This window comes from Streptomyces sp. NPDC046985 (assembly GCF_040644415.1).
GTDB lineage: Bacteria > Actinomycetota > Actinomycetes > Streptomycetales > Streptomycetaceae > Streptomyces.
The window spans coordinates 15008-31588 of sequence record NZ_JBEYWK010000038.1 but is presented as its reverse complement, the minus strand read 5'-3'; the positions used below and the strand labels follow the sequence as shown (position 1 = coordinate 31588).

Here is a 16581-nt window from a genome sequence, read left to right as displayed (position 1 = left end):
TACGCCGACTTGATGTAGCCGCCCTGGACGGCAATGTCCTTTGAGTTGTAGAACAGCCATAAATCGCCGTATGAACAGTTAATCCACGGGACGTCGCAGTTGTCCGTGACATTGCCCCCCGCCGCGTTCGCCGGACTCGCGGTCGCCAGCACTGCCGTTATCGCAGCGAACGACGCAGCGCAGGCTGTCATCTTCGTCTTGAAGTGGCTGATCCCCATGACGTCTCCATCGGTAGCTCACTTGAATAGCACTTCGCGCGGAGATCCAGATGCTCCGGGCGGACGAGCCACACGGTAGGCAGGAGGCGGAGACTTGAGCCATCGCACAAGTGCACCACCTGCCGGGGTCGGCTCGTCGATGTGCACAGTCCGGACGCCGACGGTGCACAACGACGGCGCGACGGTCGGCGAAGTGCACACGCCGCGCGAGCCGCAGACCCGCGCCGTGTCAGGCGTCCGCGCCCGCCGCCTCGCTGCGCACGCGGGGGCTCTCTCCCTGGCCTGTGCCGCTGAAGGGTGAGGACTCCGGAGACACGGCCAGGAGGAGGCGTCCGGGGGACGCGGCATACGGGGCTCTGGCCGAGGGCCGGAGGCCCCGCGGAACGGAGAGCCGGCTTCGCCTACGCGAGCCGCGGTTCGCCCGTGAGGAGATGGACGGCGATGTAGACGTCGGCGACGCTTACCACGTCGGTGTCGTGGACGCTGACGAAGGCGGTCGAGGCATCCATGCCGAGCAGATGCGCGGCCCTGGTCGTGTGGGCTCGCACCGTGGAGGCGGACAGGCCCATCGCCTGAGCGGTCTCCCTCACCGAGAGGTTCTTCTCCAGCCACACGCGCACGGTCGGGAGCAGGCTGGGGTGATCGGACTGCACGGCGCGAAGCCGGTGACGGGCCCACTCGGAGACGTCTGGGCCCCTCAGGAGGTCGGCGAGCGTAGGAGGCCGGCCGCCTTCGACGGCGCTCGACGGCGCGGGCAGCGCGAGCACGTTGAGGGCCAGAAGGACCAGGACGCGGTCGGCGAGCCGATCGAGGTCCAGGCCGAGCAGATGCGAAGCCCGATCGAGTCGGCGACGCAGCGTGTTGCGGTGGACCTGCAAGCCCCTGGCCGCCTCGGTTCCCTTGAAGGCCAGTCCGGTGGGCAGCGAGTGCAGAAGGGTCTCGTGCTCCGGCGCCTCCAGAAGCGGGGCGAGGAGCGACGTCGCCCAGGCCCGGGCCTCGCGCCGCGGCAGGAGCGGCGCCACCTTCGGCTCCGCGCCGACGCCGATGCGCTCCGGGGAGCGAGCCGCCGTGCGCACCGCCTCCGCGGCCTCGGCGTATCCGGCGCCGCTGGCCGTGAGCGCGTGCGGGACGCTCTCGCCCATCAGCAGCCAGCCGTGGCTGCCGATGATCGTTCGCAGAGTGGACTGCACGTCTGCATCGCGCGGGGCGGGGGTAATGACGATGATCTGCTGGTCTTTGCCCGGGCACGGGGACACCAACGCCTGCCCGTGCAGGGTCCGCTCGCACAGTGCGAGGGTCGGCTCCCGCCGCTGGGCGCCGGTGTCGATGACCCGGACCACGACCTCGTCGGTGTCCATCAGCCGTCGGGAGATCGTGCCGGCCACGACCTGGCCGGTGACGGCCTGACCGCTCAGGAGGAGTTGGGTGGCCGCCTGGCTCACCGCTCGGGGCGCCAAGACGGCCGCGTAGTGGTCCTCTCGGGCCTGCTCGCACAGGCCGAGCACTTTGGCCGCGTGCTGGATCAGCCGTCCCGACGCGTCCTCGACCGGCCGGTGAGAGGCCACTGCCAGCACGGTCGCGTCGGTCGTGCCATGGATCTGGACCATCCGCTGCTGCACGCCGTCGGCAGACGGCGACCCAGCCGCCGCCGGCAGCGCCAGGTTGGCGGCGCCGTCCGGGGAGCAGGCCATGAGCCCTCGGTCCGCGGAGTGCAGGACCACGTCCGCGTCGAGGGCCTCAGCCAGCCAGGTCACGATGCGCCGCACCGCATCGGGGTTGGCCAGCCGACTGGGCAGAGTGCTCAGCAGCCCGTCGAGCTGCTCGACCCGGCGTTCGGCCAATCGCGTCCGTTGACGCCGCAAGTGCTCGTTGACCTCGGCCCACCGCGGGCCCGCGGTGGTCAACAGGAGCGGTATCTCCAGGCGTTCGGCCAGCGCTCGCGCCCTGGGGGGGGACGTCGGGGACGTGTCCGAGCGCTTGCACCACGAGCCCGCTGGCCCGACGTCCTCTCAGGTAGCGCAGCAGGCTCTCCAGGGCGGCCGCCCCTTGCTCGTCGAGATCGCCGGTCAGGCTCACCAACGCGAGCGTCCCCGGCGCGAGGGGGCTCCTCGGTGTGACGGTGGGCGGGACCAGGGGCAGCACCGCCACCTCGGTCACCCGGACGTGCGCATACCTCTGGGCATGCGCGGGGTTCAGGAAACGCAGCCTCAGCTCTGGCCGCTCGGAGAACAAGTACCCGAAGGTCGGCATCTCCTCGCCCTCCCTCTTCTCTCCGCCGACGTCGCAGGGGCGCCGGTGCCGGCCGAACACCCGTGCTCCCGAACCCAGTCAGCTCACCGCTGGTCGGCGAGAGCCTACGGGCGCCGACCCGGCCTCGATCCGCCGACTTCACCCACGTCGCCGCTTGGGCGGCCACCGCACCGTGGCGGCCGGCGTCGATCCGCCTCGGCGCAGACGCCGACAGCCCCCGCAGACGCCGCCATCGGAGAACGCGCCGCGTCACAGATCTGGCGTTCGTCGCGGTAGTCGGCCGGTGGGACCCGAGCCGGGGCCGACGTGCACGATACTCGGCCGCCGCAGCGGCGCCACAGCCTCCTCCGTCGCAGTCGGGCGCGGGTCGGCGCGGCCGGTGGACGCACCTGTCCGGCCTGCCACCTCCCCGCCCTCGGCGGAACCCACGAGGAGCCCGCCCTGCTGCCCGCCTGGCGACGGGCCCGCCGACCGGCTCCTCCGGCCCGCAACCGCGGTCACCTGCCCGAGCACATCCCGCGACGGCTGCCCGACGACTGGTTCACCGCCGCGGGCATGAACCCTTCCGAGCCGTTCCTGGGACGCAGCGTGAACTTCCGACGCTCCGCCGCGGTCCCACTCCCCCAGACGGCCACCGGCATGCTGTTCGAGGCAGCCGCATGCTTCCTCGGCGTCCCCGAGTCCTGGCGCCAGGCCCCCGGACATCCGCAAAGGCTCACTCCACGCGACAGCTTCACCCGTCGCACTGATCAACTCGCCGTTGTCCTCGATCGTCTGGGCCGACACGCCGCTCAACTCACCGCACCCGAACACGGCCGCATCCGCCGTCCCCGATCCCACCTCGAAGACAGGACGCCAGACTAAAGCAGCCCGACCCCCGAAGATCGCTGCTCCGTCACAACGGCGGCAAAGGTCCCGGTCGCAGGGGACCGCGCCTGCCGTCCCGTCACATCAGCGACTGGCCGCCGTCGACGGTGAGCACGGCGCCGGTGGCATAGGAGTTGCCCATGAGGAAGAGGACCGCGGCGGCCACCTCCTCGGCCGTGCCGTAGCGGCCCAGCGGCATGCCGCGGCCCGCGGCGGCCACCGCGGCGTCGCCCGCCGCTCCCCCGAGCCGCGCAGGGTCCTCGCGGTCCGGCACGTGTCCGCCCGGCGCGTGTCCGCCCGGCGCGGGCGGGCGGGGCGGGAGCAGCCGGCGGCGCAGCATCGGGGTGTCGACCGTGCCCGAGCGCACCGCGTTGACTCGGATCCTGCGGGGCGCGAGCTCCACGGCGAGGGCCTTGGCGAGCCCCTCGACGGCGGCGGCCGCGGCGATCACGGCGGCGCCGCCCGGTGCGGGGCGCACCACGTAGACGCCGGACAGGTACGTGATCGAGGCGCCGGGCGCGAGGCGCGGCGCGGCGACCCGGGCGACGGCGTAGCCGCCCCAGAGCCGGCCCTCGACGCTGTCGGCCACGCGCTCGCGGTCGGTCTCGGTGAGCGCGCCGCGGGTCACGCCCCCGGCGGTGACCAGGACGTGGTCCACGGCGCCGAGGCCGTCGAAGAGGGCGCCGAGCCGGTCCTCGTCGCGTACGTCGGACACGTACGTGCGCACCTCGGCGGCGGGGGCCTCCCCGAGGAGGTACGCGGCGGCGGCCTGGAGGCGGCCCGCGGCACGGCCGACGAGCACGGGGCGGGCGCCGAGCCGGGCCAAGAGGCGGGCGGCGGCCAGGCCGATGCCCGAACTGCCCCCGACGACCACGACGGTGGCCCCGGGGAGGCTCTCGGGGTGCGGTGAGCGGAGGGGGATCGCCGCAGGGCGGTCGGCGCCGGCCGCGGCGGGGTCGGACGCGGACCCGCTCACGCCGCTCGTGCCGCCCATGCCGCCCCGCCTTCCCGAGTGCGTCCCGTGAGTTCGCGACTCTAGGACAGCGCGGGCGGGGCGGGGACGGTTTTCCTCGGGCCCGGCGCCGGTCTCGGGCCCCGGCGCGGGCGCGGGCGCGGTCCCGGGCGGGCGGCGCCGCGGGTGGTGGCCGGATGGCGGGCACGGGCCGCCGTGGCGCGGTCCCGGGCGGGCGGCGCCGCGCCTCGGTCGCGGCGGCGTCGGCCTCCGGCGCCCTGCCCGGCGTCCGGCACCCTGCCCGGCGTGCGGCACCCTGCCCGGCGGGCGGCGGGCCGTGTCCCGCAGGCGGCCGCACTGTTCGTCGAAGGGCCGGGCGGGGAACTCCCGCTCGTCCATGGACCCCCCTCCCCCGGTCGTGGCGTCCGGCGCGCTGGCGGGCGCCGACAGGTGCGGCGGGCCGTGTCCCGCAGGCGGCCGCGCTGCTCGTCGAAGGGCCGGGCCAGAGACTCCCGCTCGTCCATGGACCCTCCCCCGGTCGTGGCGTCCGGCGCGCCGGCGGGTGCCGACAGGTGCGGCGGGCCGTGTGCCGCTGGCGGGCGCGCTGCTCGTCGAAGGGCAGGGCGGGGAACTCCCGCTCGTCCGTGGGCCGTTCCCCGGTCGTGGCGTCCGGCGGGCTGGCGGGCGCCGACAGGCTGTGTCTTCCAGGCGGCCGCGCTGTTCGTCGAAGAGCCGGGCCAGAGGCTCCCGCTCCTCCGTGGGACGTCCCCCCGGTCGCGGCGTCCGGCGCGCCGGCGGGGGCGGGGGGCTCCAGTCGTCCCCCACCCGTGTTCAGGAGCCGGTCGAGAAGGGCCCGGCACGCTCGGGGACGTCCGTTCGAGGTGTGATCGATACGACGTCAAAGGGGTCTCATGCCCGTGGAAAACAACGCTCCCTCGGCTGCGCCGTCCGGGCGGGCCCTGCGGATCGCCACCCGCAGCCGCGCCGACAACTGGACCAAGCCCCCGCGCCGCATCGAGACGTCCGAGTGCATCACCTGCGACACCTGCCTGCGGAGCTGTCCGGAGACGTTCGGCGCGATCTTCGACCGCGGGCTCGACGTCGTGATCGTCCCCGAGCTGTGCTCCGGCTGCCCCTCCTGCGTCCTGGAGTGCCCCGTCGACTGCATCTACGTCGACGAGGACTGGACGCCCACCGAGGACGCGATGTGGAACCACATCGCGCTCACCGGGGACGGCGCCGCATGACCGCGCCCGTGGACCGCGGCGCCTCCCGTCGCGCCGTCAACGCCCGCAAGCGCCAGAGCCGCCGGCCCAGCCGCCTGGGCCTGGCGGCCGGCGCCACGCCCAAGCCCGACCGGGTGCGCGAGGAGGACGCCGGCTTCCCCGGTCTGCTCGCCCGCACCTGGCAGAAGGCCTGCGACGCCGCCGACCTGCGCTCGGCCCTGGACGTCCTGCTCACCCTCGACGGGCACGTCCCCGCCGAGGTGCAGCTCGGCGGTCTGCGCACCGCGGACGCCGCCGCGCTCAAGGTCGTGGCCGGGCTGACCTGGCCGGGCGAGAGCGCGCCCGAGGCCGTCGCCGAGGAGGGCGCGCCCAGCGCGTTCCTGGGCGAGGTCGGCCTCACCGCCGGCGGCCGGGTCGTCGTCCGCGTCCCCTCGCAGCAGCCGCTGGCCAAGCAGCACCGGCTCGTCGCCGGCGTGCTGCGCGTGCCGTGGACCGAGGCGCACCTGAGCGCGTACCGGGCCGAGGCGGACGCCGCGCACGCGGCCTTCGCCAGGGGCGCCGCCGACAGCCGCCGCTGGCTGGACGCGCAGGGCGCGCGGGGCCGGGACGCGCTGCTGGCGCGGCTGACCGAGGCCGCGCAGCGCACCGCGCCGTTCGTCCTCTACGTCGAGGACAAGCAGTACACGAACTTCCGCGACGCCAACACCGTCACGGGCAAGACGCTGTGGCCGGGCCACCCCGACTGCGCGCTGTCCAGCCTCACCGGGCTGCCGCTGGAGCTGTGGTCGGACCACGACGCGCTCATGGTCGTGGGCATCGGCCTGCTGATCCGCTCGGCGGGCGCCGGCCGGATCGAGGAGGCCAACGGCATGCAGCTCAGCCTCGCCAACGTGGGCCGGCTGCTGGAGCACGCCCGCCGCAACTACAACGCGGCCCTGGGCGAGGAACGCGTCGCCGCCGCGGCCGACGCCTCCGTCGAGGAGCTGACGGCGCTGGCCGGGGGCCTGGGCGCTGCCCGCCCCGACGTGGCCCGCAGCGTCCAGCTCTACCGGGAGATCCACGGCGCCCTGATCCACAAGGTGGAGAAGGTCGCGGCCCCCTACGGGGAGGCGGCGGCCGCCCTGGACCGGCAGATAGCCGACCGTCTGCGCGCCGCCCTGCCGGTGGCCGGCGACTGCCTCGCGGAGCTGGAGCCCGCCGACGGCCTGGACCCGGCCTGGCTGGCCCGCCCCCACGGCGGGTTCGGCACCGGCCTGGAGGCGGTCGTGTACGAGGCGGTCGCCGCCGCCACCGCCGCGTTCAGGGCCGACTTCGCGATGAGCCGGGGCATCCGGTCGCTGCCGGAGCTGGTCCGCGCGCTGCGCGCGCAGGCCTGGGACGAGATCGCCGCCTGGGGCATCACCGACTTCTTCTGCTGCGTGGTCCCCGCGCAGGAGGCCCGGCGGCACTGCGGCGACTCGCTCGCCGCGCTCGCCGACACCGCCTGGGCGATGTCCTCGCGCATGCAGTACAACTCCTGGCACTTCATCGCCGGCAACCTGCCGCGGACCCAGGAGGTCCTGGACCGGGACCACTTCATCCCGCCCACCCTCCCCGACATCGCCCACTACTCCGACCAGCACCACCACGGGCACGTCAACCACTCGGTGCGCTTCACGATCCGCAGCCCCCAGCCGGTCCAGGTGTGCGGACGGCACTTCAACGGGTTCATCGACCTGCGCATCGTGCGCGCCGACGGCGAGCCGTACACCGAGCAGGAGATGCTCGCCGCGCACCGGACGGCGGGGTTCATCGCCCGGATGACCGGCCGGGCGGCGGCGCTCGCCGAGCAGGGGGAGCAGGCCGAGGTCACGGCCTTCGACTCGGCCTGGCACTGGAGGACCGTCACCGGCGCCCCGGCCGGGGAGGCCGGCGCGGAACCCGCGCGAACCCCGGCCCGCTGACGCCCCGCGGACCCCGGTCCGCTGACGCCCCGCGGACCCGGCCCCGCCGGCCGCCGCCGGCCCCGGCTCCCGGGGCCGCGCGGACCGCATCCCCCCGGTCCGCGCGGTCCCGGGTCCACCGCGGCGCGAGCGGCCGCGGATCTCCTGGAAGCCGCCGAACCGCCGCCTTGAGGAGACTCGTTGACCGCCTCCGGCATCCTGGAGACGCTTGAGCGCCCCCGCCGCAGGGAGACCTCCGTCACCGGACGCGTCCCGTCCGTCCCGACCGCCGTCCGCGACCGGGGGCCGTACCCGGGCGCGCCCGTGTCGGGGGCGGGGGACGAAGCCCCGCGCGCCGCCGGGGCGGCCGGTGCGCGGCTCGGCGCCGCGGCCCGGGACGCGCGGCCGCTCCCCGGGGCGACGGCGTCCGTCGAGGACCCGGTGCGGACCGGGGGCCTGCCCGCCGCGCGCCGCTCCCCGCCGCCCGAGGACCGGGCGGCGGCGGACGCGCCGAGCGCGGCGCGGCCGCGCGCGGCCAGCGGCGTGGCCGTCACCGTCCCCGTGGCCGTCGGCGTGGCCGTCGCCGTCGCCGTCGCCGTCGCCGTCGCCGTCGCCGTCGCCGTCGGCATGGTCGTCCCCGTCCCCGTCGCCGTAGCCGTGGTCGTCGGCGTGGCCGTCGCAGTGGCCGTGGTCGTCGGCGTCGCAGTGGCCGTGGTCGTCGCAGTGGCCGTCCCTGTCGGCGTCGGCGAGACGATCGTGGCCGAGTACGGCCGGAGCGGCGGCGCGGGCGGCCGCGCGGCGCCGTCCGTGCGCGCCTCCGGCGTGACGGGTCGAACCGCCGTCTCCGCACGGGGCCGTCCGGCCCGGTCGGGGCCGCTCGCCGGGATCCAGCTCGTCGGGCCCGTAGGCGGCGGCCTGGTCCTCGGCGCGGCCGCCCGCCCGGAGGCCGGTCCGGCGCCGCGGCCGCCCGCGGCCGCTCCCTGCCTCGCATCCCTCGCCGAAAGGACGCACTGAGCCATGTTGTCCAGGTCATGGTCGACCCCCGTCGCCGAGGGCAGCGTCGGCAGCCCGTCGTTCGTCGCCGACCACGGGCTGTGGAGCGACGCCCAGCGCGCCGCCGCCGAGCGCGCCGAGGCCCGTCTCGACGAGCTCGACTTCGTCCGTCTCGCGTACGGCGACCCGCACGGACTGGTGCGCTCCAAGACGCTCACCGCGCGCGCCTTCCGCGGCGTGCTGCGCAACGGCATGAACTACAGCCCCGGCCCGTTCCTGAAGGACACCGCCTGCACGACGGCCGTCGACTACCGCGGCGAGAGCGGCGTCGGCGTCGAGGAGATCGCGGGCCTGGGCAACTTCGTGCTGGCGCCGGACCCGCTGACCTTCCAGGAGCTGCCCGGCACGGGGCCGCGCACCGCCTGGGTGATCGGCGACGAGTACCTGCGCGACGGCGCCCCGCACCCGCTGTCCTCGCGGCACGCGCTGCACCGGGTGCTGGCCCGGTACGCCGACCGGGGCCTGACGCCGGCGCTCGGCCTGGAGGTCGAGTGGTACCTGACCCGCCGCCTCGACGACGACCCGGGCAACGAGGGCAACGGCTTCGGCTTGCAGGGCCCGGCGCCGCGGGTGGCCGCGATGAACGCGGGCTACCAGTTCAACCTGGACGCCGCCTACGACACGGTGGCCCCGCTGACCGACCCCCTCGCGCTGGACCTGCTCGCCCTCGGGCTGCCGCTGCGGTCGATGGAGCACGAGATGGGCCCCGGCCAGGTGGAGACCACGTTCGACCCCTTGTCGGCGCTGGACGCCGCCGACGCGATGCTGCTGTTCCGCGCGTTCGCCAAGCAGTGGTGCGCCCGGCGCGGCCACCACGCCTCGTTCATGTCCCAGCCGGCGATCGCGGGCGCCGACCCCAGCGGCTGGCACCTGAACCAGTCGCTGCTGGAGAGCGCGACGGGCCGCAACCTGTTCAGCGCCGAGGGCCTGTCCGAGGGGCTGTCGCCCCACAGCAAGGCGTACGCCGACGGTCTGCTGGCGTGGACGCGCGAGCTGTTCCTGCTGTCGGTCCCCACGGTGAACGGCTACCGGCGGCTGGGCGTCCAGCACGCGCTCTCGCCCACCCGCGCGGGCCTGAGCCTGGAGGACCGCACGGCGATGATCCGGGTCGTCGGCCGCGGCGCGGGCGCGCACGTCGAGAACCGCGTCGGCGAGCCGTGCGCCAACCCCTACCTCATGATCGCGGCCCAGCTCCACGCCGGGCTCGACGGGCTGGAGGCGGGCCGCCCCCCGCGCGCCTCGGGGCGCGGCGCGGGCGCGGACGCCGCGCCCGACGCCGTGCCGCAGTCGCTGCGCGAGGCTCTGGAGTCCTTCCGGGCCGGCCGGGCCGCCCAGGTGCTGGGCGCGCCGCTGGCCGCGTGCCTGGCCAAGCTCAAGGAGAGCGAGGCGCGGCGGTACGAGGCCTGGGCCCTGACGCACCGGCCCGCGCCGGGGCGGGTCACCGAGTGGGAGCAGCGCGAGTATTTCGCGGTGTTCTGAGCCCGCCCCGCCGCCGGACTCCCCCGTTTCCTCCCCCGTCCTGCGACGCCCCGCCCCCCTGCGACGGCCCCGCGCTCCCCCTCCCCCCACCTCTCTCCACCTCCCTCGCCGAGACGAAGGCTGGCCGATGATCCCCCGCTTCACCCTCCCCCAGATGGCGGACCTCTTCTGCGACGAGACCCGCTTCGAGACGTACGTCCGCGTCGAGATCCTCGCCTCCGAGGCGCAGGCGCGGCTGGGCGTCGTGCCCGCCGAGGCCGTCGAGGACATGCGCCGCGCCCCGGTGCCGCTGCCCGCGCGGATCGCGGAGCTGCAGAAGGACCGCGACCACGAGACGCTGTCCTTCCTCGCGGCGTTCTGCGAGAACATGCCGGCGGAGTCGGCCCGTTGGGTGCACCTGGGCATGACCAGCTACGACCTGGTGGACACGGCGGCCGGCCACCTCCTGGGCCGGGCCGCCGACCTGCTGACGGACGCCGCGAAGCGGCTGCGCCGGGTGCTGGTCGAGCGGGCCGTCGAGCAGTGGGACGCCCCGATGGCGGGCCGCACCCACGGGGTGCACGCCGAGCCCACCACGTTCGGCCACAAGCTCGCCGGGTTCGCCTTCGCCGTCGACCGGTCGCTGACCCGGCTGGCCGCGGCCCGCGCGGAGGCGGCCGTGGGCACCGTCTCCGGCTCGGTGGGCACGTACGCGCTGATCGACCCCTACGTCGAGGAGTACGTGTGCCGGGAGCTGGGCCTGGGCGTCGAGCCCTGCCCCACCCAGGTCGTCGCCCGCGACCGGCACGCGCAACTGCTCCAGGCGGTGGCCGTCCTGGGTGCCTGCGTGGAGCAGATCGCGCTGGAGATGCGGCTGTTGCAGCGCACCGAGGTCCGTGAGGTCGAGGAGGGCCGGAGCGCCGGCTACCAGGGCTCCAGCGCCATGCCGCACAAGCACAACCCGACCGGCAGCGAGCTGCTGTGCGGGCTGGCGCGGCTGCTGCGCGGGTACGCGGACGCGGCCCTGGAGAACGTGGCCCTGTGGCACGAGCGGGACCTGGCCCACCAGCCGGTCGAGAAGGTGATCATCCCGGACGCCTTCGCCGTGGCCCACTTCCAGGTCACGGGGATGGCGGACCTGATCGAGGGCCTGACCGTTCACACGGGCCGCATGCGCGCCCACATCGACCAGACCGACGGCCTCGTCTACAGCTCCTCCGTCCTGGCCCGGCTGCTGTCCGAGGGCGTGGAGCGCGAGCACGCCTACCGCTCGGTGCAGGCGGCGGCCAAGCACACCCTCGCCACCGGGGAGCACTTCGGCGACGCGCTCGCCAGGGGCGGGATCGACCTGGGCGCCCTGAAGCCCGAGGACTTCCTCGCCCACCACCACGTGATCCGCGCGCGGCTGGAGAGGCTGCGCGCGCGGACAGACTGAACTCGCCGGGAAGCGGCGGCCCGCGCGCCGCCCGCCCCCGCCGCCCCCCTTTCCCTACGTCACCACGGAGTGCGCGCCATGAGCTGGTCCGAGAAAGCCGCCGCCGTCCTGGAGAACGAGCACGTCGTGCTCACCCCGATCGCCGAGGCCGACCGCGAGGGCGTCCGCGCCGTCGCCCTCGACCCGGACATCTGGCGCTACTTCACCGTCGTCGTCGGCGACGACGCCGACTACGAGGGCTTCTTCGACTCCAACCTCGCCGAGCACGCCGCGGGCCGCCGCGCCGTCTACGTGATCAGGGACAAGGACAGCGGCCGCGTCGCGGGCAGCATGAGCCTGCTCGGCTTCGCCGAGAAGGACCGCCGGCTGGAGATCGGCGCCTCGTGGCTCGGCCGCGACTTCCGCGGCCGGGGCGTCAACCACTGGGCGAAGTCCCTGCTGCTGCGGCACTGCTTCGAGGTGCTGGAGGCCGAGCGGGTGGAGTTCAAGACCGACGTCCTCAACGAGCAGGCCCGCAAGGGGCTGCGCAACATCGGCGCCACCGAGGAGGGCACGCTGCGCAGCTTCAACTACATGCCGGGCGGCCGCCGCCGCGACGCGGTCTTCTACAGCATCCTGAAGGCCGAGTGGCCCGGGGTGCGCGCGCGCCTGGAGAGCGGCCCGGGGAAGGCCGCGTCGGCGTGAGCGGCGCCGCCTTCGTCCGGGCCGCGGGCGCGCCCCGGGAGATCGGCCGGGCGCACGGGGCGGCGGTCGCCGCCCCGCTGCGGGCCTTCCTCGACGACGGCCTGGCCCGCCTGAACCACCTGACCGCGCGGCCCGTGTCGCTGACAGAGCTGCTGCCCTCGATCGCCCTCTACCGGGCGGAGACCACCGTCCGGCTGCCGGACCTCGCCGAGGAGGTGGCCGGGCTCGCCGAGGGCGCGGGCATCACCGAGGACGAGGCCTGGCTGCTCCAGTTGCGCCGCGAGGTCATGGGCCGCCGCGGCGTGCCCGCGGCCGGGGACTGCACGGCGTACGCGCGGGCGGCGCCCGGCGGGCCGCCGGTGCTGGCGCAGACGGTCGACCAGAACGCGGACCTGGACCGGAACGTCGCCGTCGTGCACGTCGACAGGGCCGGCTCGCCGCGCCGCGTGCTGGCGCTGAGCTTCGCCGGCCTGCTGTGCTTCATGGGCCTCAACAGCGACGGCCTGGCCATCGGGCTGAACCTGGTCACCGACGGCGAGTGGCGCCCAGGCGTGCCGCCGTACCTGGCCGTCCGGCACCTGCTCGACAGCGCCGGGAGCGTGGACGAGGCGCTGGAGGTCCTCGCCGGTCTGGAGCTGTCCAGCTCGCGCGCGATGATGCTGTGCGACCGGGAGAAGGTCGTCTTCGCCGAGCTCCAGCGGGGCCGGCTGCGGGCGACGGAGCCGGCGCGGCGGTGGGCCGTGCACGCCAACCACTACCTGCACCCGGACTTCACCGCCCGGGACCGGCAGAGCGCGTCCGACCGGATCTCCTCCGACGCCCGCGCCGCGGCCGCCGCCGCGGGTCTGGCCGCGCTCGCGCCCGACGCGGGCCCGGAGGAGCACTTCGCCTTGCTGTGCGAGGCGCCGCTGTGCATCGCCGACCAGGGCGACATCGCCCTGGAGCGCACGGTGGCCGCCGTCGTCCTGCTGCCCGCCGCCGGGGAGATGCACCTGCGGCCCGGGAACCCGAACCTGGCGCCGACGCAGGTGTTCCGCGTCTGATCCCGCGTCTGGTCCGTGGCCGGTCACGCGTCTGATTCGTGGCCGGTCACGCGTCTGATCCGTGGCCGGTCATGTGGGCGGCCGGTCGGCGGACGGCGGGTGAGGAACGGACGCCGGAGCCCGCTCCCGGGCGCCTGCGCGCGCCCGGCGGCGGGCTCCGGCCGCCGCGTCCTCGTCGTGGGCGGCGACGCCCGGGAGAGGCCGGTGCGCCGGATGCGGCGCGCGGCCGCGAACGCGGCGGCGCGCGGTGCGGCCGTACGGCCCCGCATGCGTGCGGGGACGCCGTCGTGCTCAGGCGGGCAGGCGCGCCCGCATCCGCCGGTCCCGGGGGGCGTGCGTGCGCTCCAGGCGGGCGTCCAGCAGGCGGGCCGCCGCCTCGCAGCGGCCGTCGGCCGTCAGCGCGTACAGCAGGGTCTCCTCGACGACCTCGCGCTGCGCCGCGCTTCCGCCGACCCGGCGCAGGACGGGCAGGAGCGCGTCGAGGCCGCGGGCGGCGTCCCGGAAGCGTTCCTCGACGAGCGCGGCGAACGCCTCGCATAGGGGGGCGATGACCTCGCGCTGGACCTCGTCGGCGGCCGCCGCGTGGTCGCGCAGCCGGCGCAGGGCGGCCAGGTCGCCGACGGCGGTGAGGGTGACGGCGCAGTGCAGGGCGGTGAAGGCGGTCGCGGGCCGTTCCAGGATCTCCGCCTCCACCGCGTCCAGGATGTCCGCGGCGGGCAGGTCGCCGCGCCAACTGTCGCTGAGCCGGGCGCGCCACAGCAGCGACCCCGAGTCCACCAGGGCCCGTACGCCGGTCACCCGGCCCGGGGCGAGCTGGGCGAACCAGCGCTTGCGCACGGCGGCGGGGTCGTCGAGGGCCAGTTCGTGCAGGGCGATGTGCCAGGAGAAGTGGGCCCGGTGCACGGCGCCGCGGCCCCGCCCGGCGACCCACCGCTCCAGCCAGTCGCGGCCCGCGCCGTGCGCGCCGGTCTCGTAGTGGACGTGGGCGAGGGCGTGCACGGCGTGCCCGGAGGCGGGCTCGGCGGCCAGCGCGCGGCGGGCGAGTTCGCCGGCCTCGTGCAGGCGGCCCTGCTCCTGGCGCAGGAACGCCAGCAGGGAGGTGTGGAACCAGTGCCCGTCGTAGGCGCGGGAGGTGCGCTCCACGAGGCGCAGCGCGTAGGCGTCGTCGAGGTCGTCGACGCCGGAGAAGGCGATGGTGGGCACGGCGACGGCGAGGGCGAGGGTGTCGGCCGGGTGGTGCTCCACGTGCCGTATGAGGGCCGCGTCGCCGTCGTCCGCGTGGACGCGGCGGGTGACGACCTCCACGAAGGAGCGCTCGCGTTCGCACGCCCGCTCCCGGGCGCAGCGCTGCGCCTCCGCCAGGGCGCGGGGCACGTCGACGGCGGCCCCGCACTCGTGTCCCAGCAGGGCGAGGGCCGCGTGCCCGAGGGCGAAGCCGGGGTCGAGGGCGACGGCGCGGCGCAGGGAGTCCTCGGCGCCCGAGCGGACCTTCAGGATCCGGTCGAGCCCGGTGCGGTAGGCGGCGGCCGCCTCGGCGTGGGTGGACAGGGCGAGGCCGTGCCCGTCGAGCGGACGGCGCGCGGTGCGCCGCCGGGGGGCGAGCGGCGCGAGCAGCTCCTGGGCGAGGGCGGCCGCCTGGACGCGGATCTCGGGGATGGCGGTGGTCTCCCACAGTTCGCCGCGGCGCGGGGCGCCGAGGGTGTACAGGGGCAGCGCGGCGGCCCCTTCCGCGTCGACGAGGCGCCCGTCGCGGGTGGCGACGCCCATGCCGAGCGGGCCGGGCGCCGCGGCGCCGGCGTCGAACAGGGAGCGCCACACGGGGTCCTCCAGGCGCGGGCCCGGCCCCGTGCAGTCCAGGACCCAGCCCACGTGCAGGTCGCGGCCGCCGGAGAGCCCGACGTCCAGCGATCCGTCGGCGCGGACGTCGGCGCGGGCGACCGTGCCGGCGTGGACGGCCAGGCGGCGCGCGGTGCGGGCGCGCCGGACGAACTCGCCGGCGGCGGGCGCCATGCGGTGGCGGTGGGTGTTCCACAACGCGCCGTCGCGGGCGAGGAACGCGCGGCGGTCCTCGGGGGTGAGGCGGCGCCACAGGTCCGCGGTGTGCGGGCGCAGGCTGTCGAGCGCGGGGCGCCAGTCGCCGTGCAGGCGCACGGAGCGGGCGACGTGGCCGTAGACGATGCGGCGCAACTGCTCGTAGGAGGCGTCGTGGATGCCTTCGGGGGCGGGCAGGGGGCCGGCCGGGGTCAGGGTGTGCGGCTGGGGCAGCAGGCCGTTGCGGGAGAGGGCGTGCACCGTGCGGCCGGGGCGGTCGAGGGTGAGGGCGAGGTCGACGGAGGTCAGGCCGCTGCCGACGAGGAGGACGTCGCTGTCGTCGGCGAGGGGGCCCTCCAGCGCGCCGCTGTCCCAGGGCGCGGCGATGAAGCGGGCGGCGGTGCGCAGCCGCGCGGGGGCCCAGGCCGCGGTCGCCGCGGCGGGTCCGGTGGCCAGGACCGCGCTGTCGGCGGCGAGTCGCGTGCCGTCGGCGAGCCGGAGGGTCACACGGCCGTCCGGGGCGCCGGCGACGTGCTCGACGCGGGTGGTCAGCCGGCGTACGGACACGGTGCCGTGCGCGCGGACGATGGCCTGGGCGAGCGTGTCGGCGAGGTAGGCGCCGTAGCGGTAGCGGGTCGCGAAGTCGGCGGCGGTGACGGTGGGTTCGCCGCGGCGGCAGAGCCACCGGGTGAAGTGGCCGGGGTCGTCGGGGTAGCCGCTCATGCCGCCCGCGGGCACGTTGAGGCGGTGCCGGGGGTCGCGGGTGGCGTAGGCGGCGCCGCGGCCCGCTTCGGGGGCCGGGTCGACGATGACCAGGTCGACGGGGGTTCGGCGGCGCGCGGCCGTCTCACAGAGGTGGACGGCGGTCAACGTGCCGGCCGCACCCGCACCGACGACGGCCACCGTGTACCGCTCACGGAGTGGACTCACGTATTCCTCCGGCAGTGAGGGGCGGGGCCGGTGGGACGGGGCTCCGCCTTCGGGTCGTGCGCGCTTTTCCGACCGACTGAGCAGGAAAAGCCGTCAGTAGAGGAATCCCATCCGCCGCTCGAGGACTGCTCAAAGACCGCTCGCCGTCGACCGGATCCGCGGCCGCGGCGGATCGCCGCGGCGGGCTTCGGGGGGGCGCCGTCGGGCGCAGGGCCGGGCGTCGAGCGCAGGGGCGGGCGTCGAGCGCAGGGGCGGGCGTCGGGCGCACGGGCCCGACCGTCAGCCGGATCCGGGGCCGCGGCGGGTCGCCGCGGCGGGCTTCGGGGGGGGGCGCCGTCGGGCGCAGGGCCGCTGTCGAGCGCAGGGCCGGGCGTCAGGCGCGCGGGCCGGGCGTCAGGCGCGCGGGCCCAGCCGTCGAGCGCACGGGCCCGGGGGGGGTGGGCGCACGGGCCCGGCCGTCGAGGCGGCATCCGCCCGGCCGTCGAGGGCGGCGTCCGCCCGGTCTGAAGGGG

At 76.2% G+C, this 16581-nt stretch carries 10 protein-coding genes and 1 pseudogene; 7 read left to right on the top strand and 4 right to left on the bottom strand.

The window, feature by feature from the left end; translation table 11 throughout:
• The 3 genes and pseudogenes from ABZ861_RS30895 to ABZ861_RS30885 all read right to left on the bottom strand — a co-directional run.
• Nucleotides 1–218 (bottom strand): annotated as a pseudogene (locus ABZ861_RS30895) (hypothetical protein); the annotation flags it as partial.
• A 401-nt stretch (nucleotides 219–619) separates the two neighbouring features.
• Nucleotides 620–2122, bottom strand: a complete 1503-nt coding sequence (locus ABZ861_RS30890; protein ID WP_361637156.1) for a helix-turn-helix domain-containing protein — start codon at nucleotides 2120–2122, stop codon at nucleotides 620–622.
• Between the two features lie 1292 nt (nucleotides 2123–3414).
• Nucleotides 3415–4329, bottom strand: a complete 915-nt coding sequence (locus tag ABZ861_RS30885) for an SDR family oxidoreductase (RefSeq protein WP_361637153.1) — start codon at nucleotides 4327–4329, stop codon at nucleotides 3415–3417.
• 875 nt (nucleotides 4330–5204) lie between these two features.
• Here ABZ861_RS30885 and ABZ861_RS30880 point away from each other — a divergent pair.
• The 7 genes from ABZ861_RS30880 to ABZ861_RS30850 all read left to right on the top strand — a co-directional run bounded on the left by ABZ861_RS30880 (nucleotide 5205) and on the right by ABZ861_RS30850 (nucleotide 13108).
• On the top strand, nucleotides 5205–5534 hold the full coding sequence (locus ABZ861_RS30880; protein WP_361637150.1) for a 4Fe-4S dicluster-binding protein: 330 nt from the start codon (nucleotides 5205–5207) through the stop codon (nucleotides 5532–5534).
• A complete protein-coding gene (locus ABZ861_RS30875) occupies nucleotides 5531–7456 on the top strand; it encodes a hypothetical protein (RefSeq protein ID WP_361637147.1) in 1926 nt (641 codons plus the stop codon). Before ABZ861_RS30880 ends, ABZ861_RS30875 begins: the two co-directional genes overlap by 4 nt.
• 180 nt (nucleotides 7457–7636) lie before the next feature.
• Nucleotides 7637–8449, top strand: coding sequence for a hypothetical protein (locus ABZ861_RS30870; RefSeq protein ID WP_361637144.1), 813 nt, complete (start codon nucleotides 7637–7639; stop codon nucleotides 8447–8449).
• A gap of 3 nt (nucleotides 8450–8452) precedes the next feature.
• Nucleotides 8453–9967: a glutamine synthetase family protein gene (locus tag ABZ861_RS30865; RefSeq protein WP_361637142.1), complete on the top strand. Its 1515-nt coding sequence runs from the start codon at nucleotides 8453–8455 to the stop codon at nucleotides 9965–9967.
• A gap of 127 nt (nucleotides 9968–10094) precedes the next feature.
• The gene (purB, locus tag ABZ861_RS30860) at nucleotides 10095–11381 is read left to right on the top strand and encodes an adenylosuccinate lyase (protein ID WP_361637139.1); all 1287 of its coding nucleotides are present in this window, start codon (nucleotides 10095–10097) and stop codon (nucleotides 11379–11381) included.
• 78 nt (nucleotides 11382–11459) lie between these two features.
• A complete protein-coding gene (locus ABZ861_RS30855; RefSeq protein ID WP_361637136.1) occupies nucleotides 11460–12065 on the top strand; it encodes a GNAT family protein in 606 nt (201 codons plus the stop codon).
• Nucleotides 12062–13108 (top strand): C45 family peptidase, encoded by a 1047-nt coding sequence (locus tag ABZ861_RS30850; protein ID WP_361637133.1) that lies wholly within the window; start codon nucleotides 12062–12064, stop codon nucleotides 13106–13108. The genes ABZ861_RS30855 and ABZ861_RS30850 overlap by 4 nt, the downstream gene beginning before the upstream one ends.
• A gap of 291 nt (nucleotides 13109–13399) precedes the next feature.
• On the opposite strand, the gene ABZ861_RS30845 is transcribed toward ABZ861_RS30850, so the two are convergent.
• Nucleotides 13400–16069 (bottom strand): FAD/NAD(P)-binding protein, encoded by a 2670-nt coding sequence (locus ABZ861_RS30845; RefSeq protein WP_361637131.1) that lies wholly within the window; start codon nucleotides 16067–16069, stop codon nucleotides 13400–13402.
• Nucleotides 16070–16581 lie beyond the last annotated feature (512 nt).

Coding starts and splice junctions, on each gene's coding strand:
- ABZ861_RS30865 (WP_361637142.1), top strand. CDS start 8,453: ATGTTGTCCAGGTCATGGTCGACCCCCGTCGCCGAGGGCAGCGTCGGC.
- ABZ861_RS30875 (WP_361637147.1), top strand. CDS start 5,531: ATGACCGCGCCCGTGGACCGCGGCGCCTCCCGTCGCGCCGTCAACGCC.
- ABZ861_RS30855 (WP_361637136.1), top strand. CDS start 11,460: ATGAGCTGGTCCGAGAAAGCCGCCGCCGTCCTGGAGAACGAGCACGTC.
- purB (WP_361637139.1), top strand. CDS start 10,095: ATGATCCCCCGCTTCACCCTCCCCCAGATGGCGGACCTCTTCTGCGAC.
- ABZ861_RS30885 (WP_361637153.1), bottom strand. CDS start 4,329: ATGGGCGGCACGAGCGGCGTGAGCGGGTCCGCGTCCGACCCCGCCGCG.